The 23,173-nt window shown below is 72.5% G+C and carries 29 protein-coding genes, 1 tRNA gene and 1 pseudogene; 13 read left to right on the top strand and 18 right to left on the bottom strand.

The window, feature by feature from the left end; genetic code table 11:
* The 5 genes from ACFC51_RS26730 to ACFC51_RS26710 all read right to left on the bottom strand — a co-directional run.
* Positions 1-320 (bottom strand): ATP-binding cassette domain-containing protein (locus tag ACFC51_RS26730; RefSeq protein WP_376531208.1); only part of this gene is annotated, 320 nt, incomplete at its 3' end.
* 124 nt (positions 321-444) lie between these two features.
* Positions 445-1,290 carry a DUF4097 domain-containing protein gene (locus ACFC51_RS26725; RefSeq protein WP_376531192.1) on the bottom strand — a complete coding sequence of 282 codons (846 nt, stop codon included), beginning with the start codon at positions 1,288-1,290 and terminating at the stop codon, positions 445-447.
* Positions 1,291-1,386: 96 nt separating this feature from the next.
* Positions 1,387-1,917 carry a toxin-antitoxin system HicB family antitoxin gene (locus ACFC51_RS26720; RefSeq protein ID WP_376369234.1) on the bottom strand — a complete coding sequence of 177 codons (531 nt, stop codon included), beginning with the start codon at positions 1,915-1,917 and terminating at the stop codon, positions 1,387-1,389.
* A 296-nt stretch (positions 1,918-2,213) separates the two neighbouring features.
* Positions 2,214-2,882 (bottom strand): histidine phosphatase family protein, encoded by a 669-nt coding sequence (locus ACFC51_RS26715; RefSeq protein ID WP_376369235.1) that lies wholly within the window; start codon positions 2,880-2,882, stop codon positions 2,214-2,216.
* 63 nt (positions 2,883-2,945) lie between these two features.
* A complete protein-coding gene (locus ACFC51_RS26710; protein ID WP_376531190.1) occupies positions 2,946-3,938 on the bottom strand; it encodes a WD40 repeat domain-containing protein in 993 nt (330 codons plus the stop codon).
* A gap of 58 nt (positions 3,939-3,996) precedes the next feature.
* Here ACFC51_RS26710 and ACFC51_RS26705 point away from each other — a divergent pair, with 58 nt between their 5' ends.
* Both ACFC51_RS26705 and ACFC51_RS26700 read left to right on the top strand, forming a co-directional pair.
* Complete coding sequence (locus ACFC51_RS26705; protein ID WP_376531206.1) at positions 3,997-4,695, top strand: GDSL-type esterase/lipase family protein; 699 nt, start codon at positions 3,997-3,999, stop codon at positions 4,693-4,695.
* Between the two features lie 88 nt (positions 4,696-4,783).
* Positions 4,784-5,725, top strand: coding sequence for an endonuclease/exonuclease/phosphatase family protein (locus ACFC51_RS26700; protein WP_376531188.1), 942 nt, complete (start codon positions 4,784-4,786; stop codon positions 5,723-5,725).
* 11 nt (positions 5,726-5,736) lie between these two features.
* Here the strand turns inward: ACFC51_RS26700 and ACFC51_RS26695 are convergent, their stop codons facing one another.
* Complete coding sequence (locus ACFC51_RS26695) at positions 5,737-6,381, bottom strand: TetR/AcrR family transcriptional regulator (protein ID WP_376369238.1); 645 nt, start codon at positions 6,379-6,381, stop codon at positions 5,737-5,739.
* A 323-nt stretch (positions 6,382-6,704) separates the two neighbouring features.
* On the opposite strand from ACFC51_RS26695, the gene ACFC51_RS26690 reads away from it, so the two are divergent.
* Complete coding sequence (locus tag ACFC51_RS26690) at positions 6,705-7,076, top strand: cupin domain-containing protein (protein WP_376369239.1); 372 nt, start codon at positions 6,705-6,707, stop codon at positions 7,074-7,076.
* A gap of 113 nt (positions 7,077-7,189) precedes the next feature.
* Here the strand turns inward: ACFC51_RS26690 and ACFC51_RS26685 are convergent, their stop codons facing one another.
* From ACFC51_RS26685 to ACFC51_RS26675, 3 genes are all read right to left on the bottom strand, one after another.
* Positions 7,190-7,684: a DUF6924 domain-containing protein gene (locus tag ACFC51_RS26685; protein WP_376531186.1), complete on the bottom strand. Its 495-nt coding sequence runs from the start codon at positions 7,682-7,684 to the stop codon at positions 7,190-7,192.
* 256 nt (positions 7,685-7,940) lie between these two features.
* A complete protein-coding gene (locus tag ACFC51_RS26680; protein ID WP_376531184.1) occupies positions 7,941-8,834 on the bottom strand; it encodes a DUF4429 domain-containing protein in 894 nt (297 codons plus the stop codon).
* A gap of 58 nt (positions 8,835-8,892) precedes the next feature.
* Positions 8,893-9,921 carry an aldo/keto reductase gene (locus ACFC51_RS26675; RefSeq protein ID WP_376369242.1) on the bottom strand — a complete coding sequence of 343 codons (1,029 nt, stop codon included), beginning with the start codon at positions 9,919-9,921 and terminating at the stop codon, positions 8,893-8,895.
* A gap of 110 nt (positions 9,922-10,031) precedes the next feature.
* Between ACFC51_RS26675 and ACFC51_RS26670 the strand changes: the two genes are divergently transcribed.
* Entirely contained in the window at positions 10,032-10,643 is a 612-nt protein-coding gene (locus tag ACFC51_RS26670) for a TetR/AcrR family transcriptional regulator (protein WP_376531182.1), read from the top strand.
* Between the two features lie 1,098 nt (positions 10,644-11,741).
* Here ACFC51_RS26670 and ACFC51_RS26665 read toward each other — a convergent pair.
* Positions 11,742-12,167, bottom strand: a complete 426-nt coding sequence (locus tag ACFC51_RS26665; RefSeq protein ID WP_376369245.1) for a hypothetical protein — start codon at positions 12,165-12,167, stop codon at positions 11,742-11,744.
* 118 nt (positions 12,168-12,285) lie between these two features.
* Here ACFC51_RS26665 and ACFC51_RS26660 point away from each other — a divergent pair.
* Together ACFC51_RS26660 and ACFC51_RS26655 are read left to right on the top strand one after the other, a co-directional pair.
* Positions 12,286-13,060 (top strand): annotated as a pseudogene (locus ACFC51_RS26660) (helix-turn-helix domain-containing protein).
* On the top strand, positions 13,057-13,293 hold the full coding sequence (locus ACFC51_RS26655) for a DUF397 domain-containing protein (RefSeq protein WP_376369247.1): 237 nt from the start codon (positions 13,057-13,059) through the stop codon (positions 13,291-13,293). Before ACFC51_RS26660 ends, ACFC51_RS26655 begins: the two are co-directional and overlap by 4 nt.
* Positions 13,294-13,302: 9 nt before the next feature.
* Here ACFC51_RS26655 and ACFC51_RS26650 read toward each other — a convergent pair whose 3' ends face one another.
* From ACFC51_RS26650 to ACFC51_RS26630, 5 genes are all read right to left on the bottom strand, one after another.
* Complete coding sequence (locus ACFC51_RS26650) at positions 13,303-13,986, bottom strand: SMI1/KNR4 family protein (RefSeq protein ID WP_376369248.1); 684 nt, start codon at positions 13,984-13,986, stop codon at positions 13,303-13,305.
* Positions 13,983-14,273: a hypothetical protein gene (locus ACFC51_RS26645; protein ID WP_376531204.1), complete on the bottom strand. Its 291-nt coding sequence runs from the start codon at positions 14,271-14,273 to the stop codon at positions 13,983-13,985. Before ACFC51_RS26645 ends, ACFC51_RS26650 begins: the two co-directional genes overlap by 4 nt.
* 54 nt (positions 14,274-14,327) lie before the next feature.
* A complete protein-coding gene (locus ACFC51_RS26640; RefSeq protein WP_376531179.1) occupies positions 14,328-14,540 on the bottom strand; it encodes a hypothetical protein in 213 nt (70 codons plus the stop codon).
* A gap of 443 nt (positions 14,541-14,983) precedes the next feature.
* Complete coding sequence (locus ACFC51_RS26635; RefSeq protein ID WP_376531177.1) at positions 14,984-16,324, bottom strand: FtsX-like permease family protein; 1,341 nt, start codon at positions 16,322-16,324, stop codon at positions 14,984-14,986.
* A gap of 4 nt (positions 16,325-16,328) precedes the next feature.
* The gene (locus ACFC51_RS26630; RefSeq protein ID WP_376531175.1) at positions 16,329-17,117 is read right to left on the bottom strand and encodes an ABC transporter ATP-binding protein; all 789 of its coding nucleotides are present in this window, start codon (positions 17,115-17,117) and stop codon (positions 16,329-16,331) included.
* A 246-nt stretch (positions 17,118-17,363) separates the two neighbouring features.
* On the opposite strand from ACFC51_RS26630, the gene ACFC51_RS26625 reads away from it, so the two are divergent.
* Genes ACFC51_RS26625 through ACFC51_RS26615 form a run of 3 tightly spaced genes read left to right on the top strand, consistent with a single transcriptional unit; the run spans position 17,364 to position 18,369 of the window.
* Positions 17,364-17,642 carry a metal-sensitive transcriptional regulator gene (locus ACFC51_RS26625; protein WP_376531173.1) on the top strand — a complete coding sequence of 93 codons (279 nt, stop codon included), beginning with the start codon at positions 17,364-17,366 and terminating at the stop codon, positions 17,640-17,642.
* A gap of 50 nt (positions 17,643-17,692) precedes the next feature.
* On the top strand, positions 17,693-17,986 hold the full coding sequence (locus ACFC51_RS26620) for an ArsR/SmtB family transcription factor (protein ID WP_376369253.1): 294 nt from the start codon (positions 17,693-17,695) through the stop codon (positions 17,984-17,986).
* On the top strand, positions 17,983-18,369 hold the full coding sequence (locus ACFC51_RS26615; protein ID WP_376369254.1) for a VOC family protein: 387 nt from the start codon (positions 17,983-17,985) through the stop codon (positions 18,367-18,369). The genes ACFC51_RS26620 and ACFC51_RS26615 overlap by 4 nt, the downstream gene beginning before the upstream one ends.
* A gap of 37 nt (positions 18,370-18,406) precedes the next feature.
* On the opposite strand, the gene ACFC51_RS26610 is transcribed toward ACFC51_RS26615, so the two are convergent.
* Both ACFC51_RS26610 and ACFC51_RS26605 read right to left on the bottom strand, forming a co-directional pair.
* Complete coding sequence (locus ACFC51_RS26610) at positions 18,407-18,901, bottom strand: hypothetical protein (RefSeq protein ID WP_376369255.1); 495 nt, start codon at positions 18,899-18,901, stop codon at positions 18,407-18,409.
* A complete protein-coding gene (locus ACFC51_RS26605) occupies positions 18,898-19,302 on the bottom strand; it encodes a winged helix-turn-helix transcriptional regulator (RefSeq protein WP_376369256.1) in 405 nt (134 codons plus the stop codon). The genes ACFC51_RS26610 and ACFC51_RS26605 overlap by 4 nt, the downstream gene beginning before the upstream one ends.
* A gap of 129 nt (positions 19,303-19,431) precedes the next feature.
* Here ACFC51_RS26605 and ACFC51_RS26600 point away from each other — a divergent pair, with 129 nt between their 5' ends.
* The 3 genes from ACFC51_RS26600 (at position 19,432) to nadE (ending at position 21,928) form a co-directional block, all read left to right on the top strand.
* On the top strand, positions 19,432-20,325 hold the full coding sequence (locus ACFC51_RS26600) for an NADP-dependent oxidoreductase (protein WP_376531171.1): 894 nt from the start codon (positions 19,432-19,434) through the stop codon (positions 20,323-20,325).
* Between the two features lie 112 nt (positions 20,326-20,437).
* Positions 20,438-21,019, top strand: a complete 582-nt coding sequence (locus tag ACFC51_RS26595) for a hypothetical protein (RefSeq protein ID WP_376531169.1) — start codon at positions 20,438-20,440, stop codon at positions 21,017-21,019.
* A gap of 78 nt (positions 21,020-21,097) precedes the next feature.
* Positions 21,098-21,928 carry an ammonia-dependent NAD(+) synthetase gene (gene nadE / locus ACFC51_RS26590; RefSeq protein WP_376369259.1) on the top strand — a complete coding sequence of 277 codons (831 nt, stop codon included), beginning with the start codon at positions 21,098-21,100 and terminating at the stop codon, positions 21,926-21,928.
* A gap of 27 nt (positions 21,929-21,955) precedes the next feature.
* On the opposite strand, the gene ACFC51_RS26585 is transcribed toward nadE, so the two are convergent.
* Positions 21,956-22,029: transfer RNA gene (locus ACFC51_RS26585), tRNA-Trp, on the bottom strand.
* A gap of 136 nt (positions 22,030-22,165) precedes the next feature.
* On the opposite strand from ACFC51_RS26585, the gene pip reads away from it, so the two are divergent.
* Positions 22,166-23,140 carry a prolyl aminopeptidase gene (pip, locus tag ACFC51_RS26580; RefSeq protein WP_376531167.1) on the top strand — a complete coding sequence of 325 codons (975 nt, stop codon included), beginning with the start codon at positions 22,166-22,168 and terminating at the stop codon, positions 23,138-23,140.
* Positions 23,141-23,173 lie beyond the last annotated feature (33 nt).

Here is a 23,173-nt window from a genome sequence, read left to right as displayed (position 1 = left end):
TCCTCACCCGTGATCAGCCCGTCCACCGCCGAGAACTGACCCGTCACCCCGATCACCCCCCGCACCGCCTGCGGTTCCGTGACCACGTCATGACCCCCGACCTGGGCCTGACCGCCGTCCCCGGAGATCAGCGTGGACAGGATCTTCACGACCGTCGTCTTGCCGGCACCGTTCGGCCCCAGCAGCGCGAACACCGACCCCGCCGGAATCCGCAGATCGACACCGTCCAGCACCGTCTTGTCCCCGTAGGACTTCCGCAACCCGACCGCGGACACGGCCACGGGCACCGGCCCGACCTCACTCGAACTAGACATGGACATGACAGAAAAAGGCATGGAGTCCTCCGTTTGAAGACTTCTGAAGGCTGACGTGGGTGGAGTGCGCTGGTCTTCGGGACCGGGTGACGCTCAGGGCCTGGCGCGGCTCTTCGGGACCAGGTGACGCTCAGGGCCTGGCGCGGCGGATCTCGATGTTGCCGAAGCGGGTACGGGCCGTGACCTCGACGGTGTCCTCGGACGACCCCGGGCTCCCGGACTCGGTGAGCGCGTTGTGCACCTGGCCCGAGCCCGAGCCCGCGTCGACCCAGGCGGCCGTGCCCTCCCGGATGCCGATCTCGATGGCCCCGTAGGAGGTCTCCAGCTGGACGGTCCCGCGGACGACGTCTCCGACGCGCAGGGTGCCGTGGGCGGTGGTGGCGGAGACCGAGGCCTCGGCGCGCTCGACGTGGATGTCACCGTTGGCGCCGCGGACGTGCAGATCGCCCCGGGCGTCGCCGATGATCGTGGTGCCGTGGGAGTTCTTGAGGACGCCCGCGCCCTCGATGGTGCCGATGCGCATGCTGCCGGAGCTGGTGGTGATCTCGGCGGCCCCCGCCACGTGCTCGACGGTGATGCTGCCGTGGGACGCGGTCAGGTGCAGCGGCCCGGTGGCGTCGAGGCGGACGTCGCCCGACGAGGTCTTCACCCGCACCTCGCCGAGCCGGCCCTCGCCGTACACCTGGGCCCAGGCCCCGGTCATCTCCACCTTCGACCCGGTGGGCAGTTCGACCGCCACGTCGACGGTGCCGGTGCGCCCGACGAGATAGCGCTGCTTGGGGGTCCTGATGGTCAGCAGGCCGTTCGCGCAGTGCACTTCGGTCTGTTCGGCGGCCCGTACGTCCTGGTCCTTCTTCGGGTCGCGGGGCTGCACCTCGACGAGGGTGTCGGTGCGGTCGGCGGCGACGAGGCGGATGGAACCGGCCTCCACGTGGGCGGTGACCGAGATCGCTGCGGGGGTGTCGAAAGAAGGCATGGCTGTCCCGTCCTCTTGGGTCTTCGCGGCGTCCCGGCTGGCAGGACGTGGTGGGGGTGACGTGGTGTGGGTGACGTGGTGCGGGGTGGGGCGCGGCTAGCGCACCCAGCCGGTGAAGCTCTGCCCGACGGTGCGGGTGGCCCGGGTGTTCTCCGCCGTGCGCGACGGTCGGCCGCCGTCGACCGCGGCCGACACGGCCCGCACGAGCCAGGCGTTGACCGACAGACCCTCACTGTTCGCGGCCTCCTCGGCGCGGGCCTTGAGGTGGGCGGGAAGGCGCAGGTTGACGCGGGCGGTGCCGCCCTCGTCGCCGTCGGCCGGCGCCGGGGCCGGGGCCTTGAGCGGCTCGGCCGGACGGTCGCCCGCCTCGTAGGCCTCGGCTCCGGCCGGCCGTGTCACCACGAAGTCGGGGTCGAGCCCGCGCAGCCGTACGTCGACCGAGCCGGGGGCCAGCTCGCGGGTGATCTCGTCCATCGCGGCGGAGAGCACGTTGAGCATCGTCAGGCGGGTCGCCGACTCCAGGGGAGCGGTGAGGCGCTCGGCCAGCTCGCGTGCTTCTTCGCCACCGGCCTCGGCGGCCACCGCGAGTTCGCGGCGGAGGTTGTCGACATACGGCGTGAGGTCCATGACGCCATGATGGCACCACAGTGGCGCCATACGCAAGCCCTCACCGCGTCCAAGCGTCCACACGTCCGCCACCAACGGCCCTGACCTGGGAAAATGGAAAATCTACGCCGCGCGCCACGGCGGCGCCACGCATTGTTTCCGCCGATCAGATGCCTCCGCTGGCCCCATGTGGCACCACACGGAGCCATGTGGCGCCACGAGACGCCATACGGCGCCACATGAGACGCATGTGGCACCACACGCCCCCTCGCGCGGCTCCCCGCACCACACGCCCCGCGTGCGGTGCGGGCCGGGCCCTACCCCTCGGCGCCGTCGACCGCCTCCCCGGCAGGTCCGCTCGCCCCGGTCCCGCTGTCCTCGGCGCCCACCGCGCGTCCCTCCCAGTGGAGGACGCGCCAGCCTTCGCCGGGAGCGCCGGAGAGGATGACGACGCCGGTGTTCCGCAGCTCGCGCACGGACGCGTAGGGGATACCGACGTTCCCGGCGCGGGCCGCCGACCACATGCGGATGGCGGCGCCGTGGCTGACCATCGCCACGGTCCCGGCCCCGGTGCCCGCGGCCTCCTCGACGACGGCGTCGAAGCGGCGCATGGCCTCCGTCCCGCTCTCCCCGCCTGGCATGCGGAGCTCGGTGTCGCCCGCCGCCCAGGCGAAGGCCGTGGTCATGTACGTCTCGATGGCCTCGTCGTCCCCGCGCATCTCCAGGTCGCCGGCGGAGAGTTCCCTGATGCCGTCCCGCACCCGGACCTCCAGCCCCGTCCGTGCCGCCAGGGGCGCCGCGGTGAGCTGCGTACGGAGCAGTGTCGAGGCGTAGAGGGCCTCGATCTTCTCCCCTGCCAGGGCATCCGGGAGGGCGGCGGCCTGCTCCTGCCCCAGGGGGGTCAGAGGAGCGCCGGGCTCGGCGGTGTCCAGGACGCGCTTGACGTTGGAAGGGGTCTGACCATGGCGTATGAGCAGCAGCCGCATGAGGGGATCGGTCTCCGGGAGGCAGGTGGGTCGGACTTCCACTGTGCCACTGCGCGCGACGGACTAGCCGCGGCGCCGCCTGGCCGCCATCAGGGCCAGCACGATGATGACGACGGCCACGACGCCCCCGGTCGCGGTGCCCTTGCCCGGGCCGCCCTCGCCCCCGTCGTCCCCGGGCGTCGTCCCGCCGCCCCCGCCGTTCGGGGACGGTGCCTTGCTGCCCTTGTCGAAGCCCTCCACCTCCACGCGCACCACTTCGCTGTTCTTCCCCTCGGAGCCGAACATCATGGCGGAGCCGTCCGCCGTGTACGTCACCGACTCGGACTGCCCCTGGAGCGGCACGCCCACCGCGTGGTCGGCGCCGAGCCTGCCGTTCTCGAAGGCGTAGCCCCGGGCGCTGAAGTACGAGCGGAAGACCACGTTCCTGCCGTCCGGCGAGAACGCGCCGTCCGTCACCCACGGCACCTCGCCCACCCGCCGGAACACGTTGTTCCCACCGGTCGTGAGCTTTCGGGGACCCTCGTAGAGACCGCCGCCGTCCTCGTTCTTCGAGGCGATGTAGACCCGCCCGGTCTTGGGATGGACCATCATCGCCTCGGCGTTGCGCGCCCCGTCCGCATACGTCACGTCGAACTGGGTCGCCTGCACCGTGGCGTCCGCGAGGCGCTCAGGTTCGGGGAAGCGGTAGATCCAGACGTGGTCCCAGGAGCCGTCGAGGTTGTCGCCGATGTCACCGACGTAGAGGTTCCCGTCGGGACCGAGGGAGACCGCCTCCACGTCCCGGGGCTCCCCCACCCCCTTCATGGTGATCGTCGCGACCGTCTTCCCCGTGCGGGAGTCGACGGCGTAGACGTACGGGCCGTCCTCGCTGTCGTTGTGCGTCCAGTAGACCCCCGGGTGGATGCGGCTGGCGGCGAGCCCGCTGGACTCGGTGATCCGGGGGTCCTCGATCGTGAACGTCCTGTCCGCCCCGTCCCCGTCGTCCGCGACGGCGGGCACCGCCCCCGTCAGGAACAGGAGGGCAGCGGCGGCGGAGACGGTCAGCAGCGATCTCATCCCACAAGTGTCCACTGTCACGTCGCAGGCCGGAGCGGTGATCGGCCATGATGTCGCCATGCGTTTTCTCTTCGTCGGCGACTCCATGACCATCGGGCGTTCCGGCGACTTCACCTGGCGCTACCGCATGTGGCAGCACCTTGAGGCGACCCTCGGCGACGGCGGCTACGCGATCACGGGCCCGCGCACCGAGTTGTACGACACCCAGGCCGGCGCCCCGCTCTCCCACGCCTACGGCGACCCGGCGTTCCCCGCGTCCGCACGCCGTCACCTGGCGGGCTGGGGCGAGGGCTGGCTCCACATGGCACCGGTCATCGCGGACACGGTGTCGGCGGCCCGCGCGGACGTCCTGCTGGTCTCGCTCGGCCTGATAGACCTCGGCTTCTACACGGACAGCGGCCAGACGGCGGCGAACGTACGGGAGTTCATCGCGGCGGCCCGCACCGCGAACCCCGGGGTGAAGATGGTGCTGCTCCCCGTCATACCGAACGTCAGGGCGGAGTCGGACGCCCCCTTCGCCGCCGAGTGCGACCGTTTCAACACGCTGCTCGCGAAGGCGGTGGCCGACCTGGACACCCCCGCGTCCCCGGTCCTGCTGGCCCCGCACCCCGCGGGGTACGACATCCACACGGACACCTACGACGGCACCCACCCCGGCCCCACCGGCGAGCACAAGCTCGCCGGAGCCTTCGCCGACGCGATGCACCAGGCCTGGGGAGTGGGCGGCCCGTACGCGGGGGCGCTGGCAGCGGCCTGACCGTCCGGGAACCGGGCGGCGGAGGGCCCGCGTCCTCACCCACAGGACTGCGTGGGAGCCGTCCGGACCGGAGCGCGAGCGAGTGACGATGAAGAACCCGCAGGGCCGGGGCCGGAGACGGGGCCGCGTGGTCGCCGGGCTCTGCGTCCTGGTGGCGGCCCTGCTCGTCTTCCCCGGCCTGGTCCCCAACACCCCGGGACGCCCGGGCAGTCTGCTGGAGACCTTCCTCCCCTGGCTGGGCCTGGCGCTCCCCGCCCTGCTGGTCCTGGCGTTCCTGTGCCGCTCACGCACGGCGGCAGCCGCGCTGCTGCTGCCCGCCGTCGCCTGGCTCAGCCTCTACGGCGGGCGGCTGTCCACGGGTCCGGCGGCGGACGGCGCCTTCACCGTGGTCCAGCACAACGTCAGCGACGAGAACCGCGACCCGGCCTCCACCGCACGGGCGTTGGCCGGGACGGACGCCGACCTCATCGCCCTGGAGGAGCTGACGGCCCCGGCCCTGCCCGTGTTCGGGGCAGCCCTGGCGGCGGACTACCCCCACCACGCGACGCGAGGCACGGTCGGGCTCTGGTCGAAGCACCCGCTCACCGGCGTACGGCTGGTGGACATCAGGCCGGAGGGAGTCGGCGAGGGCTGGGACCGGGGCCTGCGGGCCGCCGTCCGTGCGCCGCAGGGCGAGGCCGCCGTGTACGTCGCACACCTGCCCTCGGTCCGGATCGGCCCGACGACCGGGCTCGCATCCGGGCGGCGCGACGCGAGCGCGAAGCTCCTGGCCGGGGCCCTTGCCGCCGAGCCCCTGGACCGGGTGATCCTCCTCGGCGACCTCAACGGCACACTGGACGACCGCGGTCTGGCTCCCGTCACCTCGCTGATGAGCCGGCCCGAGCCCTCGTTCGCCTTCAGCTGGCCGGCAGGTCTGCCCCTGGCCCGCATCGACCAGATCCTGACCCGGTCCGCGCAGGTCACGGCCGTGTGGACCCTTCCCGCCACCGGCAGCGACCACCTGCCGGTGGCGGCCCGCATCGCGCTGTGACGGCCGGTTGGCTAGTCCGGCTTGGGTGCGGCGCCCAGCATCTCCAGCCCGAGCCGGGTCAGCTCCTCCGACACCTCGTCCGGCCGGGCCCTGCGCGGGCGACGGGCGTGGTGAGCCATGAGTTCGTGGACCGTACCGACCATCACCATCACCACGACCCGGTGGTCACGCTCCTCCGCCTCGCCGCGCACCGCCGCACGCTCGGCCTCACCGGTCAGGAAGTCGGTCCACAGATCGCGCCACCGCTTGCAGTGCGCGTCCACCGCCGGGCTCACGCCCAGCACTTCGACGAAGGTCACGCGCGCCTCGCGCAGGTCGCGCGTCACGGCCGACACGTAGGCGTCGAAGAGCCGCCGGAAGCGCTGCGCCATCGGGCAGTCGTCCATCCCCTCGGAGAGCAGGGCCACTTCCGCCGCCCGCAGTCCGCTGGTGGTGATCTGGTTGTGCAGCGCGGTCAACAGGCCCTCCCGGGAGCCGAACTCCTCCCAGAGCACCTCCTCGGGCACGCCGGCCATCTCGCACAGGGCCTGCTCCGACGTCTGGGCGTAGCCGTACACCCCGAACAGCTCCAGGCCGGCTTCGAGCAGCTGCCCACGGGCCCGCGCACGCGCACCGTCGACCACACCGGTCAGTTGGTCCACCGGGACATCCACCACGGGTCCTCCTAGATCTACCCCGTCTCCGGTGCGCGCGCCTGCCGTCGGGCACGTCGCGAGCGCCGGAAAGGGCTCGGGCGCCTCTGGGATGGCGCGTGCGCCATTGTCCCGGTACGTCCCCGTCTTTTCCTCCCGCACCGCGCAGTTCGGCCCGAAGACCGCCGGTTACGGTGAGTGCTCGCACAGGAGTACCCCTCTGCCGTGGAGAGCGGGCGGCGGATCCCACCCGTTGAAACGGACAGGACGGGGGCGGGCCGCCCGGGCAGACTCGTGCGGGCGAGCGGGGGCCACCCCGGCTCGACCGGCTTCCGGAAGGACTCCCCATGACTCGGCCTCCCGTCCCTGTGAATCTCGCCGACAAGCTCTCCCGGTTCTCCGAGCTGTGGTCACCGAGGGTCGTGGCGGGGGTCAACGACTACGAGGTCAAACTGGTCAAGGTGAAGGGCGAGTTCGTCTGGCACACGCACGAGGAGACCGACGAACTGTTCCTGGTCGTCACCGGCCGTCTCACCATCCGGCTCAGGGACGGGGACGTCGTACTCGGCCCCGGCGAGCTCTTCGTGGTCCCGCGCGGCGTCGAGCACTGCCCCGTGGCGGACGAGGAGACCTCCGTCCTGCTCCTCGAACCGGCGGGGACGGTCAACACCGGTGACGCGGGCGGACCGATGACGAAGGAGCCCGTCCCGCTCGACTGACCTGCGGCAGGCGTACGGGGTCGCAGCCGCTCGGGCGGACGGCGACCCGGAGGGCAACGAGTTCTGCGCCGTCCGGCCCAGGACGACGCCCATCGGCCAGGGCTCCCCGGCGCTCACGCGGCCGGGGCGCCGGAGAAGCCGCGGAAGACTCCCTCGGGATCGCTCCTGGCCGCGTCCGTGAAGTCACCGAAGTCCATGGAGGCGATCATCAGGTTCGCGTTCATCTCGTGGATCCCGTACGGCACCACCCGGAACGAGCCTCCGTACGCCTCGAACTCCTCATCGTCCTCACACCGGTCCCTGGTCAGGAGGGAGAGCGCGAGCAACGTGACGGGAGCCCCGTGCATCGAGGTCCCGTCGGCGAGGTAGACGACCTCGTGGCGCTCCGCGTGCGTGGATGCCGCGTGGAGCACGTCGGCGGGCGTGGCACCGGCCCACTCCGGATCGTCGACGACGTGGACGAACGGCTCGATGTCGTCGATCTCCCCCCGGGCCGTCATCAGTGCCGCCCTCACCGCCTCCCACGCCGGTTCGTCGCCGTAGTCGGTCCTGATGATCAGCGCGGCTTCCTCGTCCCGCCCGGTCGGCCACTTCACACGGTCGTCCATATGCCCCTCCGCCCTCCCCTGCGCGCAGGGGTGTCGGGCGTGCACGTTACGCACGAGCACCGACACACCGTGAACTCCTGGCCGTTCTGCGCAGGCTCGCGTAGGAAGGATGTCATCGCTGTTCCACCACAGGGATCACTGGTGGCCGGCACAGGGCGGGCGGCACCACGGGCAGCGTGCTCACCGTCGTCCCCGCGGGCAGGCGCGCGTGGACCGCGGCCGCGCAGCCGGGACCGGGTCCGCGCCCGAGGCCCGGTCAGAGCCGCTTCAGCACGGCCTGCTTGGCGACGGCGAACTCCTCGTCCGTGAGTACGCCGGCCTCGTACAGCTCCCCCAGTTCGCGCAGCCTCCTCAGCAGTACGTCGTGGTCGTCGGGAGCCGGGGCGAGGGCCGGAGCGGGCGCCGGAGCGGGCGCCGGAGCGGCCTCCTGCGGGGCGGCGGGCAGGGCGGGTGCGGCGGCTCCCGGCAGGCGTACGAGGACGGCGGCGGCGACCAGGACCGCGGTGTACTCCCGCTTCGACAGCCCCCACAACTCCAGCGAGTACGGGTCGAACTTGGCAGGGGCGGACGACACAGCCCCTCCCCGGTCGAAACGCAGGGAGCCGTTCTCCAGTCCGATGGAGGGCACCCAGCGCACCCCGGTCACCTCCGCCAGCGGGATGCTGACCGGGCCGCCCGCCTCCTTCGACTCCTCAGCCTTCCAGTTCCAGGTGAGGCGGACCGCGTCGCCGTCGAAGGACGCCGTGCCGTCCCCGCCGCCCCCCGACACCGGCACCGACGGCCCCGGCAGCAGGAAGCGGTCCACCGGCCCGTCGGGCACCTGCTCGATCAGCAGGGCGTTGCGGATCTCGTCGACGAGATACTCGGCGACGCCCGTACGGCCCTTCTCGACCAGGAGCTGATACGGGTCGGAGGCGCCCTTCAGCCGTCCGTCGGCCGCCCGCAGGACGGGGCACGCGCCGGTGCGCAGCCTCAGCCGCAGACGGCCGCCCTTGCGGTCCGGTTCGAAGGAGACACCCGCCACCGCCTGGAGCGGTACGGCGCATTCGCCGAGGGCCTGCCGCACCGGGTGCGCCTTGCCGCCGGGGACGATCCGCACCGTGTCCCCGTCGAAACTCCAGGTGCCGTCGCGCGAGATGATGTCCGCCATACGGGGGATTCTGCCAGGCCCCGCCTTTCCGGACGGGCATACGGAGCCCGTTCCGGGGTCAGGCGGCGGCGCGCCCGTCGGGCAGACGGCGGCGCAGGCGCACCTGCGCGATCGCCGGGGAGTCGTAGGCCATGTCGAGCGTCCCGACGTCGGTCCCCGGCGGCACGATGGCGTCGATCCGGTCGAGGAGCTCGTCGTCCAGCGTGGTCTCCGCGCCCGCGAGCAGGTCGTCGAGGTGCTCCATGGTGCGCGGGCCGATGATCGCGGAGGTGACGCCCGGGTGGGCGATCGCGAAGGCCGTCGCCATGTGGGTCAGCGACATGCCGGCGTCCTGCGCGACGGTGAGGAGCTCCTCGACGGCGTCCAGCCGCCGCTCGTCGCGCAGGTGCGCGAAGCCGTACGCCGCCCGGTGGGTGTCGGCCGTACGGCCCTTGCGGTAGCGGCCCGTGAGCATGCCGCCCGCGAGCGGGCTCCAGACCAGGGCACCCATGCCGTAGCGCTCGCAGACGGGCAGGACCTCGCGCTCGATCCCCCGGTTCAGGATCGAGTACGGCGGCTGCTCGGTGCGGAAGCGCTCCAGGCCGCGCCGCTCGGAGACCCACTGGGCCTCCACGATGTCCGAGGCGGGGAACGTCGACGCACCGATGCTCCGGACCTTACCCGCCCGCACCAGGTCGGTGAGCGCGGAGAGCGTCTCCTCGACGTCGGTCTCCGGGTCGGGCCGGTGGACCTGGAACAGGTCGACGTGGTCGGTGCCCAGGCGGCGCAGGGAGTCCTCCAGGGCGCGGACGAGCCAACGCCGGGAGTTTCCGCGCATGTTGGGGTCGTCTCCCATCGGGAGGTACGCCTTGGTGGCCAGGACCACCTCGTCCCGGCGGCCCTTGATCGCCTTTCCGACGATCTCCTCCGACTCACCCCCGGAGTACGCGTCGGCGGTGTCCACGAAGTTGATGCCCGCGTCGAGCGCCTTGTGGATGATCCGGACGGACTCGTCGTGATCGGGATTCCCCATGGCGCCGAACATCATCGCGCCCAGGCAGTACGGGCTGACCTGGATGCCGGTCCGGCCCAGTGTGCGGTATTTCATGAAGCTCCTCGCGCTATGGCTCACACCAGGTGCGGGCACTAGGCTGAAAAACGGAACAACGTTCAGCACCGACAATACGGAACAGTGTTCCGTTTAGCAAGGGATGCATCGTGAGCGAGGACACGGCCCGGGAAGCCGGGGGCGGCGCGGCCACGGCCGCACCCTCCAAGCGCGTGCGCGCCGACGTGCGCCGCAACACCGACGCCCTGCTCACGGCGGCGGCCGAGGTGTTCCTCGTCGAGGGAGTGGACGCGCCCGTACGCCGGATCACCGCGAAGGCGGGCGTCGGAGCGGGCACCCTCTACCGGCACTTCCCGCAGCGCTCGGACCTCATCGCCGCCGTCTTCCGCCATGAGGTCGACGCCTGCGCCGACGCCGCACCCGCCCTCGCCGCGCGGCACGCCCCCGCCGACGCGCTCGCCGAGTGGCTCCAGCGCTTCGCCCTCTTCCTCGCCACGAAGCGCGGACTCAGCGCCGCCCTGCACTCGGGGGACACGGCCTACGACAGCCTGCCGTGCTACTTCGACGAGCGCCTGATGCCCGTGCTCACCACCCTCATCGGCACCGCCGTCGACGCAGGCGAGATCCGCTCCGACATCAGCCCCGACGACCTGCTGACCGCCACCCGCAACCTGACCCTGTCCGCCGAGGACGACGGCAGCGGCCACACGCGGCGGATGATCGCCCTGCTCGTCGACGGGCTGCGCTACGGCGCCACCTGAGCCGCCCCCTCCCCGTCGGCTGCCACCCCCAGCTTCGCGAAGCGCTGCCGCCACGACTGCCCGTCGGCCTCCGGGTCGGCCAGGGCCCGGTGCCTCACCCTCGGAGGCCGCCGCGCAGGTCAGCAACTCCGGCACACGCGGAGGCCCGGCAGCCTGCGGGGCGGCCTCCACGGGCAGCTCCGGCGGCATCTTGTGGAGCAGCCTGAACCGCAGGAAGCCCACCGCCGACCGCACCCCCTCGCGGGGCAGTTCGCTGGTCAGCACGCGCCGTAGCTCATCCGCCGACACCCCGCGCAGCAGCCAGCGGGCCGCGAGCTCCGCCAGCCCCCTGGCCTCCCTCACCCCGAGGTACAGCTCCCGCCGCACATGACGCAGCGACAGCAGGACACGCTCTCCCTCCGCCGCCTCCGCGCCGAGCCCGGCCCCGGTCTCCGACCGGAGATCCGGCGGCCCGGCATCCGGCGTCGCTTCCGGCTCGGCTTCCGGCTCGGCTTCGGAGGGTGGGCGGGGAAAGTTCTTCTCTTGTTCTTCGTCCACCGGTACTTGAGGACCGACCACCCGACCGGCTGGTTCACCGACCGCCGGTCCCAGGGCACTCGGAGGCCCCTCGGCCGGCCCCTGGCGCAGTGAGGCCGCCTCCTCGGGAGCGAGAGGCACGTTGGACAGCAACTGCTCCGTCACCCACCGCCCTCGCTCCCCCTGCTCACGCCACTCGTGGACGTAACCGTGCGCGACCAGCAGTTCCTTGGCCTTCTGATACGCGCGCCCCGTGATGCCCAGCCTCCGGGCGTGCTCACCGAGCGGCCGACCGGCCTGGTCGTCGGGGAGCCCCTGGACGGCCAGGAGGAGAATCTTCGCGTCACTGGTCAGCCGCGCATGGCGGACGACGTCGTGCGAAGCCTTCGTGAAGCGCCGCGAGGGCGCGATAGCATGCCGAAGCATCTCGGTGGGTCTCTTCCACTCGGGTGAAGGCCCTCGGGCTGGTGTTGGTAGCACCTCCGGGGGCCGCCCGTGCACAACAGATGCACGGAACGTGATGACGCGATTACGGTACCGCACGCCACGGGGTGCATGTCCGCATATGCCCCCAGGCCTCGGTCACGGCCCAACTGGCCCCGCCAGCACGTCCACTGCCACCTCGTACAGCAGCTTCGCCTCCACGAACGGCGCCTCCCCGGTCGGTCGCGACCGCCAGTCCAGCGGCCAGGTCCGGCCCTCCAGCGCGGGAATTCCCACGAAGGCGTCACACCGCAGATCACGGCCCATCAACCGCGCCCCGGTCGGCCACCGGTACGCGGCGGCACTTCTCGGCGGCAGTAAGAAGTACGTACTCCGCTCGCCGATGCTCGACCGCACGATGGGGCCCGCACTGAAGTCCGTGAACTGCATGAGCTCGTACGCCACCTGGTCACCCGCCAGCCCGATGAGGCGCACGGCGTCGAAGTGGACGCCGACATGCCGCAGCGCATGCCCGCTCGCGGGAACCCAGCAGGGGGCCGGGTCCGGTGAACTTCTCTGATCCATGAGCCAAGCGTGACGGCGAACACGTACCGTGACCAGCGTCACAGGCCGACTGTGCACTGTTGTGTACTTAGGGGGTGGAGTTGTGCACTCCGGTGAACCTGGAAGTGGTAACGCGGAGATGTTCGGCGCGCTGCTGCGGTTCTACCGCGAACGGTCGGGACTCTCGCAGGAGGCGCTGGGCACGAAGATCGGTTTCTCCAGTCCCAGGTGGCGATGGTGGAACGCGGCGCGAGACCGCCGAAGGACGACTTCGTCCCGCGCGCGGACGAGGCGCTGGGTGCACAGGGTGCACTGCTGGCGGCGGGGGCGACCCTCCGGTTCAGCCATTTGCCCGCATGGACCGAGGAGTACACGGAACAGGAAGCCGTCGCCGTCGCACTCCACTGGTACGAGAACCACGTGATCCCGGGCCTCCTTCAGACCGCCGCGTACGCCCGCAGCGTCTTCGGCTGCCACTGCCCACCGCTGGAGGACGACGAGATCGACGCCCGGTCCAGGTGCGGCTGGCACGACAAACCCTCCTCCGGCGCCGCCCCGCTCCTGTCGTCAGCTTCGTGCTGGAGCTGATCACGCTCACCCGGCCCATCGGCGGCGAGGACGTCCTGAAGGAGCAGCTGAACCACGTGCTCGACGTATCCCGGCTGAGGAATGTCGAGGTCCAGGTCATGCCGCCCGACCGCCGGACGCACTCCGCGCTGAACGGCCCCATGGTCCTGTTGGAGAATCCCGCACGGGACCAACTCGCTTATGTCGAAGGGCAGAGCGGCGGATTCTTCGTCACCGAGCAGCCCGAGCTGAGCGACTTGTTCGCCCGGTATGGCATTCTGCGGGCGCAGGCCCTCAGCCCTGAGGAGTCCGCCAAGTTGATCGAACAGGTGGCAGCGGCTCTATGACCTCCAACCTCATCTGGTTCACCAGCAGTTACAGCGGCGACCAGGGCGAATGCGTCGAAGTCGCTGTCGCCTGGACCACGTCCACGCACAGTGGCGACCAGGGCAACTGCGTGGAGGTGGCCATCTGCCCCCACGCCGTCCACGTCCGCGACTCCAAGGACCGCACCGTCCCGCCCCTCACACTCTCCCCCGCCACCTGGACCGCCTTCCTCGGGCACGACTGGCCGAGCTGACCCCTACTCCTACGGTGCTGCGAACGCGGTGCGCTCGGCCTTCTCCAGCCAGCCGGTGTACCAGCGGGCGAAGGTCATCGGCGTGCCGTCCTCGTCGAGGAGGGGCGCGAGGTCGACGTCGTCCGCCCGGCAGTCCGACCAGATCGTGCCCCGGTGGGCGCCGCTGACGATCAGCCACTCCCGCTGGGCGCAGCCCAGGTGGGAGATCACCAGGGCCCCGGCGGTGCGCTCCGGGGCGAACATGACGGCCTCCCACCGCTCGTCCCACGCCTCCATGGCGTCGTCGAAGTCCTCGATGGCGTCGTCGAAGTCCTCTTCCTCGGGGCGCTGGGCAAGAAGCCCGTCGAGCAGCTCCGGGTCCGGGCCCCGGTCGGGGAACGGCTCGACGAGCCGGTGCAGGTCGCCCATGGAGGCTCCGTCGCCCTCCCAGCGCCAGCCGCCCTCCGTGCGCCGCACGGGGAACACGCCGTACGCGGGACCGGCGCCGCCCGCGCCGACGTGGAGCAGGAACTCCCGGTACTCCTCGGGCAGTCGCACGCCGAGCTGTGCTTCGAGGCCGGCGAGCTCGTCCTGGGTGAACGGGTCCTCCAGGACCCACCGGTGCCCGAGCGCCCCGAACACGTCGCCGCCCCTGGGCCCCGCCCCTGCCGCCTCGACCCGTTCCCGTACGCCCGCCCACCGCTGATCATTCATGGGCAGACCGTATGCGCAGCCACTGACACCAGCCCGTGCGGCCCCTGCCGGCGCGCGAGGAGGCCGGAGGCGGTCACCGCGACCGCACGGCGGACCGCGTCGGTGAAGTCCGGACGCATCGCGGCCGGCTTGGGATCGGAAGCGTGGACGGCCGGCATCTCCGGGGAGGGACGGCTGCACTGCCACGCGGCCATGGCCAGCAGGAGGGTGGTCTCGGTCAACGAGGCGGCTTCGCCGGCGGTCAGCTCGGGAAGGTGCCCCCGGACGAGCCCGACCAGCGCATGCAGCGGCTGCTGGGCCCTGCGCGTGTGCCGGATGCCGACGTCCGTGGAGATCTTCTGCTACAGCACCGCGCCCTGGGCGCCGGGCAGATCGCACAGGACCGGCCGCCGCGTCATCGACGTGGCCAGGAGGTCGGCCAGGTGGTCGCCGCGTTCGCGCGGCGTGCCCTGGCCGGGAACGGGTGCGCGTTCCAGCTCCGCCGGCCACTCCTCGATCTCGGCGTCCAGCAGGTCGAGCAGGACCGCCTCGCGCGACTCGAAGTAGCGCAGCACGTTCGCCTCGGCCAGGCCGACCCGACGGCTCAGCTCGTTCAGGCTCAGCGCGGCGACCGGAGAACTGCCGGGAGTGCGGTCATCCGCGCACCCGCCACGCGAACGCCGCCGGCCGCTGCGACGGGGAGTCCGGGGCGGGCTACGCGTGCGCCGTGTTCCGGCCCGAGCGGGTGACCGGCCTGCGGCGGGCCCCTGCGCCCTGTGCCCGCACCCCCGCCACCTCCACCATGGCGCCCCCTGCGCGGATCCGTCCTGCCGCTGCGGCCATCGCGAGGACGACCTCCCGCCCTGGGAACGCCCGGACCCCTGGGTCCGACCGCTCACCGTCCGCTCCGGGAAGCAACCGCCCGGCCATCGCCCCTGCGGGCCCTCGCAGGCGGCCCGCGCCGGACGCCGCCTGCGGCTGAGAAACCGCAGGAGGCGCGCACCGGCCGCCGCGGGCGTCACGCCGCCACGGTGACGGCGTCGACGGCCGGCGTACGCAGCGCCCTGCGCGCGGTCCCGAGGCTCGTCCCGAGGGTGACCGTGGCGGCGACGGCCATGACGGCCAGCCAGGTGCCGGGTCCCTGACCGGGGAGGACCCGGTCGGTACGGACCATCGTGAAGGGGATGATCCCCGCGACCCCCGCGACGGTGCCCAGGACGAGCCCGGTCAGCGTCAGGACGGCCGCTTCCCATCCGACCACCCCCAGGACCTGGCCGGGCGTGGCCCCCGCGAGGCGCTGCTGCCCGAACTCACGGCTGCGATACGTGGTCGCCGCGTAGAGGCTGTTGACGAGCATGATGCAGGAGAAGACGACGACGATGCCGACGACCACGAGGTTGAGGGTCTCCAGGTTCGTGTCCGCGACGGTCCTGCCCAGGCCGGACGAGGCGACCCGGTCGCTCTCCACGCCCTGGATGTAGAGGGTCGCGGTGGCCGTGCCGGTGAAGATGATCATCGGCATGAGCACCCCGGCCAGTTCGGCACCGCGCCGGCGCAGGTTGCGGGCGCTCAAGTAGCCGCCCGCCCCGCCCACCGCGGCCAGGGGCCCCCGCAGCAGTCCCAGCAGCCGGCCCAGCAGGGACGGGGCGAGGACGGCGAAGCCCACGGAGAGCAGGATCGCCCCGTAGGCGGGGAACGCCATCAGCATCTCCTCGGTGCTGTCGACGGCGTACGTGGTCAGAACGCCCCCGGCACCGGCCACCAGCGCCGCGCAGCCGGCCACGGTGCGGCCCCTGCGGCGGGACGGTCCGCGCACTCCGGCGCCGGCATTGGTGGCACGGCGTACGGCGAGGAACGCGGCGCCGGCCGAGGCGAGGAACGCGATGCCGAAGCCGGAGCCGAGCGCCATCGCGCCGAACGCCGGACCGACGTCGGCGGCGACCTGGCCGCTGTCCTTGAACAGGCCGACGAGGAGACGCCCGCCGAGCACCGCCGGCCCGACGGCGAGCACCGCTCCGGCCAGCGCCACCACGGCGGACTCGCCGACGACCATGCGCCTGATCTGGGCGGGGGTCGCCCCCGTGCAGCGCAGCAGATGGATCTCCTCGGCGCGCTGACGGACGCCGACGGTGAGGGTGGAGGCGATGGCGAAGAAGACGAGGAGCGAACCGTATCCGCCGACCACGCTCGCGGAGACGGTCATGGACTCCGCGCTGACCTCGTCGATCCCGGGGGCCGCCGCGGTGTCGTGCAGGGAGCCGAACGTCATGATGATCACGGCACCGAGGAACGCCGAGAGCAGGGTGGCGAGGAAGCGCCCCGGACGCTTGCGGACCGATCGGAGGGCCAGGAACAGCATCGGCTCACACCTCCGTCGCGTACTGCTCGGCCGCCCGGTCGCCCAGGTGGGTCATGCGCTCGGCGACCGCCTCGGCGGTGGGCGCGGGCAGCCGGCCCGCCAGCCGCCCGTCGGCGAGGAAGAGCACCGAGTCGGCGCAGGAGGCGGCCACCGGGTCGTGCGTGACGAGGACGACGGTGGTGCCGTGCAGGCGGACGCCCTCCCCCAGCAGGCGCAGCACCTCGCGTGCGCTGCGCGTGTCCAGGGCGCCGGTGGGTTCGTCGGCGAGGATCACGCCCGGCCGGGTGACCAGGGCGCGCGCGATCGCGACGCGCTGGCGCTGTCCCCCGGAGAGCTCGTCGGGGAAGTGGCCGAGGCGCTCGCCCAGCCCCACCTGTGTGAGGAGCGCGCGGACGCGTTCCGGGTCGGCCTTCCGGCCGGCGAGCCGCAGGGGCAGCGAGGTGTTCTCCTCGACGGTCAGGGTGGGCAGCAGGTTGTACTGCTGGAAGACGAAGCCGATCCGGTCCCGCCGGAACTTCGTCAGCGCCGCCTCGCTGCCGCCGCTCATCTCCTCGCCGTCCACGAGGATCTGCCCCCGGTCGGGCCGGTCCAGGCCCGCCGCGCACTGGAGCAGCGTGGACTTCCCCGATCCGGAGGGCCCCATGACGGCGGTGAAACTCCCCGCCGGAAGGCTCAGGGTCACCCCGTCCAGGGCGGTCACCGCGCTGTCCCCGGCCCCGTACGCCTTGGTCACCGACACCAGGCGCAGTGCCTCCGCACTCCGCCTCCTGGGCTGCCGCTCGCGAGTGAACATGGTCTCCCCCTCTGCCCGTCGGACGCCCTCTGCGCCACGTCAACGACGCTACGGACGGGGGCGGGCGAGCACATGGGGCGTGCCCCCCGGAACCGGGAGGGGGCCGGCTACACCCCGCGCGGGAGCGAGGCCCCCGGGGAGCAATCTCGTATCATACCCCCATGGGTATACGGCGCCAGGTGCGGACACCCGCCGGCCGGCACCCGCCACCTGCGCACCACTCGCGCTTCACACACCGGAGGAACCATGCAACTCGACATGGCGGCAGCGGAGTTGAAGTCGGTCCTGAACCGGCTGCGCCGGGCCCAGGGGCAGATCGCCGGGGTCATCAGGATGATCGAGGAGGGCAGGGACTGCGAGGACGTCGTCACCCAACTCGCCGCCGCGTCCCGGGCCCTGGACCGGGCGGGGTTCTCGATCATCGCCACGGGGCTCGAACAGTGCCTGACCGACGAGGCCCGCACCCCGGCCGACAGGGACCGGATGCGCGCACGTCTGGAGAAGCTCTTCCTCTCCCTGGCCTGACGTCGCAGCCCCCTTGATAGGCAAGTCGATGCTTGCCTATGGTGGAGGTCATGACGCAGGATGTCTTCAAGGCGCTGGCCGACCCCACCCGCCGGCGCATCCTCGACGAACTGGTGGACCGCAACGGGCAGACCCTGTTCGAGATATGCGCACGACTGGTGACCAAGCACGGCCTGGGCCTGACCCGCCAGGCGATCAGCCAGCACCTGGCCGTCCTGGAGACCGCGGGCCTGGTCCTCCCGCGGCGCGAGGGCCGCTACAAGTACCACGACCTGAACACCGAACCGCTCGAACGCATCGCAAGCCGCTGGCTCAGGCCCGACACCCCGGAGAGCACCCCTTGAAGATCCAACGGACCAGCGTCTTCGTCGACGACCAGGAGAAGGCCCTGCGCTTCTACACCGAGGTGCTCGGCTTCGTGAAGAAGCACGACGTCCCCCTGGGCGAGCACCGCTGGCTGACCCTCGTCTCGCCGGAGGCACCCGACGGGACCGAGCTGCTGCTGGAGCCCTCCGGCCACCCCGTGGTGAGGGCCTACCGGGACGGGCTGGCCAAGGACGGCATCCCGCTCGCCGCCTTCGCCGTCGACGACGTGGCCGGGGAGTTCGGCCGACTGCGCGGGCTCGGCGTGCACTTCACCCAGGAGCCGCTGGAGATGGGAGCGGTCACCACCGCGGTCCTCGACGACACCTGCGGCAACCTGATCCAGATCCTCCAGGAGGCGTAGGGCGTACGGGCTGCGGGCGGCCCGCCCCCGTGCGCGGCTACCGCTCCGGGAACCGCTCGCCGCACGTGCTGCAGAAAACGGGCGACCGGTCCGCCGACAGCCGCCCGCACCCCGGGCACACGAGGTCCAGCATGCAGGGCGCCTCGCCGCCCTCGTACGCGACAGCCCGCACGGCCGGCTTGACCGTGAGCCCGGGGCGCCGCCGGTGCACCGTGAGGTAGACCAGCCCGCCGGGCCCCGCCTCCAGGGCGCGCCGCGAGGTGCGGGGCAGCCAGGTGACCGCCATGGGGCCGAGGTCCAGCACGTCGCCGTCGCCCGTGCGCAGGCTGCCGCCGCCCGCGAGGACGACGAGGAGCACGTCCAGCACGTCCTCCTGGTGCTCGCCCACCCCCGCTCCCGGTGGCAGGCGCACGACGTTGGCATCCAACTCCCGCCCCTGCTCGGCCAGATGCCACAGGGCGCCGCGCTCGTCGGGGGCGGCGGAGGCGAGGAGCCCGTCCAGCACCGCCAGGACCCGCGGGGTGGCGTTCACGCGGCGGCCCCCTCGTCGTACCGCTCGCGGGCCTCGTGGACCTGGTCGAAGTGCGTCTCCGCCCACGTCTTCACCGCGAACAGCAGCCCGCTCAGGCTGTGGCCGAGCTCCGTCAGTTCGTAGTCCACGCGTACCGGCACCGACGGCGTCACCGTGCGGGTGACGAGCCCGTCGCGCTCCAGGGTGCGCAGCGACTGCGTCAGCATCTTCTGGCTCACCCCGGCGATCCTGCGGCCCAGGTCGCTGTAGCGCATCGGGCCCTCGCGCAGGGCGCTGACGATGAGGCTGACCCACTTGTCGCCGAGGCGCCCCAGCAGCTGGTTGGTCGGGCACTCCCTGAGGAAGGCGTCGTACGCGGATCGCGCTTCCTCGCGGCGCTGGGCCGCGGTGCGGGTCGGCATGGGTCCTGCCTCCGGTCCTACCTGGGGGTGGCCTACGCACCTCGAAGTGCGTACTTACCGAAAGAGAGTAACTCTTCCTAGGTTTGTGGGGGCGGGAGAAACCCGCCCCCTTACCGAGGAGTTGTCGACATGCGTGCTGTGGTGGTCAGGAAGTTCGGCGGACCCGGGACGGTGGAGCTCGTGGAGACCGCGGTGCCCGAGCCCGGCCCGGGCCAGGTGCGGATCAAGGTGGCGGCGGCCGCGGTCAACCCGGTGGACGTGGCGTACCGCGCGGGGCTCCTCGTCCCGCTGCCCGAGGACGGCCTCCTGGGGCTCGGCTGGGACGTGGCGGGCACCGTGGACGCTATGGGCGCGGGGGCCGGGCACGCCGTCGGGGCCGGCGTCGTCGCGCTGGCGTACGGCCCGGCACCGGTCAAGGCGCAGGCGGAGTACGTGGTGGTGGACGCCTCGGCGGTCGCGCCCGCCCCCGCCTCCGTGGACGCGGTCCACGCGTCGACCGTGCCACTGAACGCCCTCACCGCCGCCCAGGCCCTGGACCTGCCGGCCCTCGCCCCGGGATCCACGCTGCTGGTCACGGGGGCGGCGGGCGCGGTCGGCGGCTACGCGGTGCAGCTCGCCCACCGGGCCGGGATCGAGGTCACCGGGGTGGCCGGGCCCGGCGACGAGGCGCTCGTACGGTCCTTCGGCGCGGACGGGTTCCTGCGGCGCGGCGAGGAGACCGGCCTGTTCGACGCCGTCCTGGATGCGGCCGTGGTCGGCGCGGACGCGCTGGCGTACGTGAAGGACGGCGGCGACTACGTCGGCGTCATCCCGCACGCGGGACCACCCGCCGTGCGGGACATCCGCGTCCAGGTGGTGGAGGTGGCCCCCGACGGCGACCGCCTCGCCGCCCTGGTCGAACTGGTCGACCAGGGCGTCCTGACACCCCGGGTGGCCGGGACGTACCCCCTGGAGCAGGCGGCCCGCACACACGCCCGGCTCGCGGAGGGCGGCGTACGGGGCCGGCTCGTCCTGATTCCCTGAAACCGGCAGGTCAGACGGGTGCGGGGCGGAGGTGGAGCCTCCGGAAGTGGAGGCATGCGCTCTCCGCCCCGAAACCGCCGGACGGATCCGGTGATCGCTGTAGCCTCGCCGCATGATCCAGCCGACGCCCGCGACACCCACTGCCCCGGACGCCGAGTGCGCCGCACTCACCCGGACCCTGCGCCGCCGGGGCACCGTCGTCCTGTCGGTGTTCGCCCTCGTCTGGGCCCTCGCCGGGGCGTCGGGGCTCGCGTCGGGAGGCGCGGCCCTGGCCGTCGAGATCATCGCCGTGCCCGTCACCGCGGTCGCCGTGTTCCTCGCCTACCGCAAGGGCGCCGCCCCGTCGCCCCGCATGGTCGACCTGCCCCATAACTGGGCGCGTTCGGTCGGCATCGTGAACGTCGTCGAGCTCGCGGCGATCTTCGCGGTGATCGCCGCGTCCAACGCCTCGGGGCGGCCCTCCTTCATCCCGCCGGCCATCGCGCTGGTCGTGGGCCTGCACTTCATCCCGCTCGCGCGGCTCTACGACCAGTGGCAGTACAAGGGGACGGCCGCGCTGCTGAGTGCCGCCGCGGTCGTCGGCTTCGCCCTCATCGCGGCCGGACTCGCGGACGGAAGCGTGCGGGCCGTGGTGGGCCTGGCCTCCGCGGTGACGCTGTGGGCCTCCGCCTACCACGTGGCCGTCAAGGGCTGAGCACACCGGACCGGCCGGATTCCGCCCCTGGGTAGGGTGGGCGCGACAGACCGTCGTGAACCGGAACGAGGAGCAGACGTGAGCGAGCCGGCGTCCATCGCCCTGCAGCAGGAGATCGCCCGGGAGCTGGAGGTCGCGGAGACCTTCGACGCCGAGAAGGAGATCGAGCGCCGGGTGGCCTTCCTCACCGAGCGGCTGACCTCCACCGGGCTGCGCTCCCTGGTGCTCGGCATCAGCGGCGGCGTCGACTCCACCACCGCCGGCCGGCTGTGCCAGCTCGCCGTCGAGCGGGCCCGGGCCGCCGGCCACGAGGCGCGGTTCTACGCGATGCGGCTCCCCTACGGGGTCCAGGCCGACGAGCACGACGCCCAGCTCGCGCTCTCCTTCATCCGGGCCGACCAGGTGCTGACCGTGGACATCAAGCCCGCGACCGACGCCATGCAGGCCGCCCTGCTCACCGGCGACGTGACCTTCCGCGACCCGCACCACCAGGACTTCGTGGTCGGCAACGTGAAGGCCCGGCAGCGCATGATCGCCCAGTACGCGGTGGCCGGAGCGCACAGCGGCCTCGTCGTCGGCACGGACCACGCGGCCGAGGCGGTCTCCGGCTTCTTCACCAAGTTCGGGGACGGCGCCGCCGACCTGGTCCCGCTGACCGGCCTCACCAAGCGCCGGGTGCGCGCCGTCGCGGAGATGCTGGGCGCCCCCGCCGAGCTGGTCGGGAAGGTGCCGACGGCGGACCTGGAGACGCTCGACCCGGGCAAGGCCGACGAGCACGCGCTCGGCGTCACCTACGACACCATCGACGATTTCCTGGAGGGCAAGCCGGTCGACGAGCAGGCCTTCGGGACCATCGTCGGCCGCTACCGCCTCACCGACCACAAGCGCCGGCTGCCCATCGCGCCGTAGCGGGGCGGCACAGGACCCGGGAAAGGGCGGAGCCGGCCGGAATCGAACCGGCGTCCTCACGGTTGTGGAGACCGGCGCGACGACCTCTGCGCTACGGCTCCGCCCGGACCGGCACGCTACCGGCACCCGTCCGAGCACGCCACGGTATTGCCCCCGCGGTGGACTCGGAGACCACGGCCGACGCCCCGTTCGCCCACGCCCGCCGAGCAGCACCACCGACCGAGGAGGGCCGCCGCCATGACCCGTGACCCCGACGGGAAGTACCCGCCGGTCGAGCCGTACGCCCAGGGGATGCTGGACGTCGGCGACGGCAACCTCGTGTACTGGGAGGTCTGCGGCAACCCCGCCGGCAAGCCCGCCCTCGTCGTGCACGGCGGTCCGGGCTCGGGCTGCGGGCCCGGGGCCCGGCGGAACTTCGACCCGGACCTCTACCGCGTGGTGCTCTTCGACCAGCGCAACTGCGGGCGCTCCACCCCGCACGCGAGCGACCCGGACACCGACCTGCGGCACAACACGACGGCGCACCTGATCGCGGACATGGAGCTCCTGCGGGAGCACCTGGGCATCGGGACGTGGCTGCTGCACGGGGGCTCGTGGGGCTCGACCCTGATCCTCGCGTACGCCGAGCAGCACCCGGAGAGGGTCTCGGAGATCGTGATCTCCGCCGTGACGACGACCCGGCGCAGCGAGATCGACTGGCTGTACCGGGGCGCCGGGCAGATCTTCCCCGAAGCCTGGGACCTGTTCCGGGCGGGTGTCCCGGAGGCCGCGGGCGCGGGTGGCCTGGTCGCCGCGTACGCCCGCCGGACGGAGAGCCCGGACCCGCAGGTGCGCGCACGGGCGACAGCCGACTGGTGCGCCTGGGAGGACGCGGTGCTGTCCATGGAGGCGTACACCGGCCCGGCCCCCTACGGCGGCCGTCCGGGCCGCGACCAGCTGGCGTTCGTCCGGATCTGCGCGCACTACTTCTCCCACGCCGCCTGGCTGGAGGAGGGACGGCTGATCCGCGACGCCGGCCGCCTGGCGGGCATCCCCGGCGTCCTGGTGCACGGCCGCTTCGACCTGGGCTCCCCGCTGACCACCGCCTGGGAGCTCGCCAGGGCGTGGCCGGACGCCGAGCTGACGGTGATCGACGACGCGGGACACCTCGGCTCCACCGCGACCTCCCGCACGGTGCTGGCCGCGCTGGACGGGTTCGCGCGGCGCACCTGAGACGCCGCTTGCTTCGAGCACGCTCGAAGGAGT

The organism is Streptomyces sp. NPDC055962 (assembly GCF_042270185.1).
GTDB lineage: Bacteria > Actinomycetota > Actinomycetes > Streptomycetales > Streptomycetaceae > Streptomyces.
Note: the sequence above shows the minus strand (reverse complement) of the source record. Positions and strands in the feature narration are given on the sequence as shown.

Excerpts from the sequence above, each read along its gene's own strand:
- ACFC51_RS26600 (WP_376531171.1), top strand. The coding sequence starts at position 19,432 with ATGCGTGCTGTGGTGGTCAGGAAGTTCGGCGGACCCGGGACGGTGGAG.
- pip (WP_376531167.1), top strand. The coding sequence starts at position 22,166 with ATGACCCGTGACCCCGACGGGAAGTACCCGCCGGTCGAGCCGTACGCC.
- ACFC51_RS26650 (WP_376369248.1), bottom strand. The coding sequence starts at position 13,986 with ATGAATGATCAGCGGTGGGCGGGCGTACGGGAACGGGTCGAGGCGGCA.
- ACFC51_RS26605 (WP_376369256.1), bottom strand. The coding sequence starts at position 19,302 with ATGCCGACCCGCACCGCGGCCCAGCGCCGCGAGGAAGCGCGATCCGCG.
- ACFC51_RS26710 (WP_376531190.1), bottom strand. The coding sequence starts at position 3,938 with ATGAGATCGCTGCTGACCGTCTCCGCCGCCGCTGCCCTCCTGTTCCTG.
- ACFC51_RS26655 (WP_376369247.1), top strand. The coding sequence starts at position 13,057 with ATGACCTCCAACCTCATCTGGTTCACCAGCAGTTACAGCGGCGACCAG.
- ACFC51_RS26685 (WP_376531186.1), bottom strand. The coding sequence starts at position 7,684 with ATGGACGACCGTGTGAAGTGGCCGACCGGGCGGGACGAGGAAGCCGCG.
- ACFC51_RS26635 (WP_376531177.1), bottom strand. The coding sequence starts at position 16,324 with ATGCTGTTCCTGGCCCTCCGATCGGTCCGCAAGCGTCCGGGGCGCTTC.
- ACFC51_RS26595 (WP_376531169.1), top strand. The coding sequence starts at position 20,438 with ATGATCCAGCCGACGCCCGCGACACCCACTGCCCCGGACGCCGAGTGC.
- ACFC51_RS26725 (WP_376531192.1), bottom strand. The coding sequence starts at position 1,290 with ATGCCTTCTTTCGACACCCCCGCAGCGATCTCGGTCACCGCCCACGTG.
- ACFC51_RS26625 (WP_376531173.1), top strand. The coding sequence starts at position 17,364 with ATGCAACTCGACATGGCGGCAGCGGAGTTGAAGTCGGTCCTGAACCGG.
- ACFC51_RS26715 (WP_376369235.1), bottom strand. The coding sequence starts at position 2,882 with ATGCGGCTGCTGCTCATACGCCATGGTCAGACCCCTTCCAACGTCAAG.
- ACFC51_RS26690 (WP_376369239.1), top strand. The coding sequence starts at position 6,705 with ATGACTCGGCCTCCCGTCCCTGTGAATCTCGCCGACAAGCTCTCCCGG.
- ACFC51_RS26700 (WP_376531188.1), top strand. The coding sequence starts at position 4,784 with ATGAAGAACCCGCAGGGCCGGGGCCGGAGACGGGGCCGCGTGGTCGCC.
- ACFC51_RS26705 (WP_376531206.1), top strand. The coding sequence starts at position 3,997 with ATGCGTTTTCTCTTCGTCGGCGACTCCATGACCATCGGGCGTTCCGGC.
- ACFC51_RS26665 (WP_376369245.1), bottom strand. The coding sequence starts at position 12,167 with ATGGATCAGAGAAGTTCACCGGACCCGGCCCCCTGCTGGGTTCCCGCG.
- ACFC51_RS26630 (WP_376531175.1), bottom strand. The coding sequence starts at position 17,117 with ATGTTCACTCGCGAGCGGCAGCCCAGGAGGCGGAGTGCGGAGGCACTG.
- ACFC51_RS26675 (WP_376369242.1), bottom strand. The coding sequence starts at position 9,921 with ATGAAATACCGCACACTGGGCCGGACCGGCATCCAGGTCAGCCCGTAC.
- ACFC51_RS26720 (WP_376369234.1), bottom strand. The coding sequence starts at position 1,917 with ATGGACCTCACGCCGTATGTCGACAACCTCCGCCGCGAACTCGCGGTG.
- ACFC51_RS26620 (WP_376369253.1), top strand. The coding sequence starts at position 17,693 with ATGACGCAGGATGTCTTCAAGGCGCTGGCCGACCCCACCCGCCGGCGC.
- ACFC51_RS26680 (WP_376531184.1), bottom strand. The coding sequence starts at position 8,834 with ATGGCGGACATCATCTCGCGCGACGGCACCTGGAGTTTCGACGGGGAC.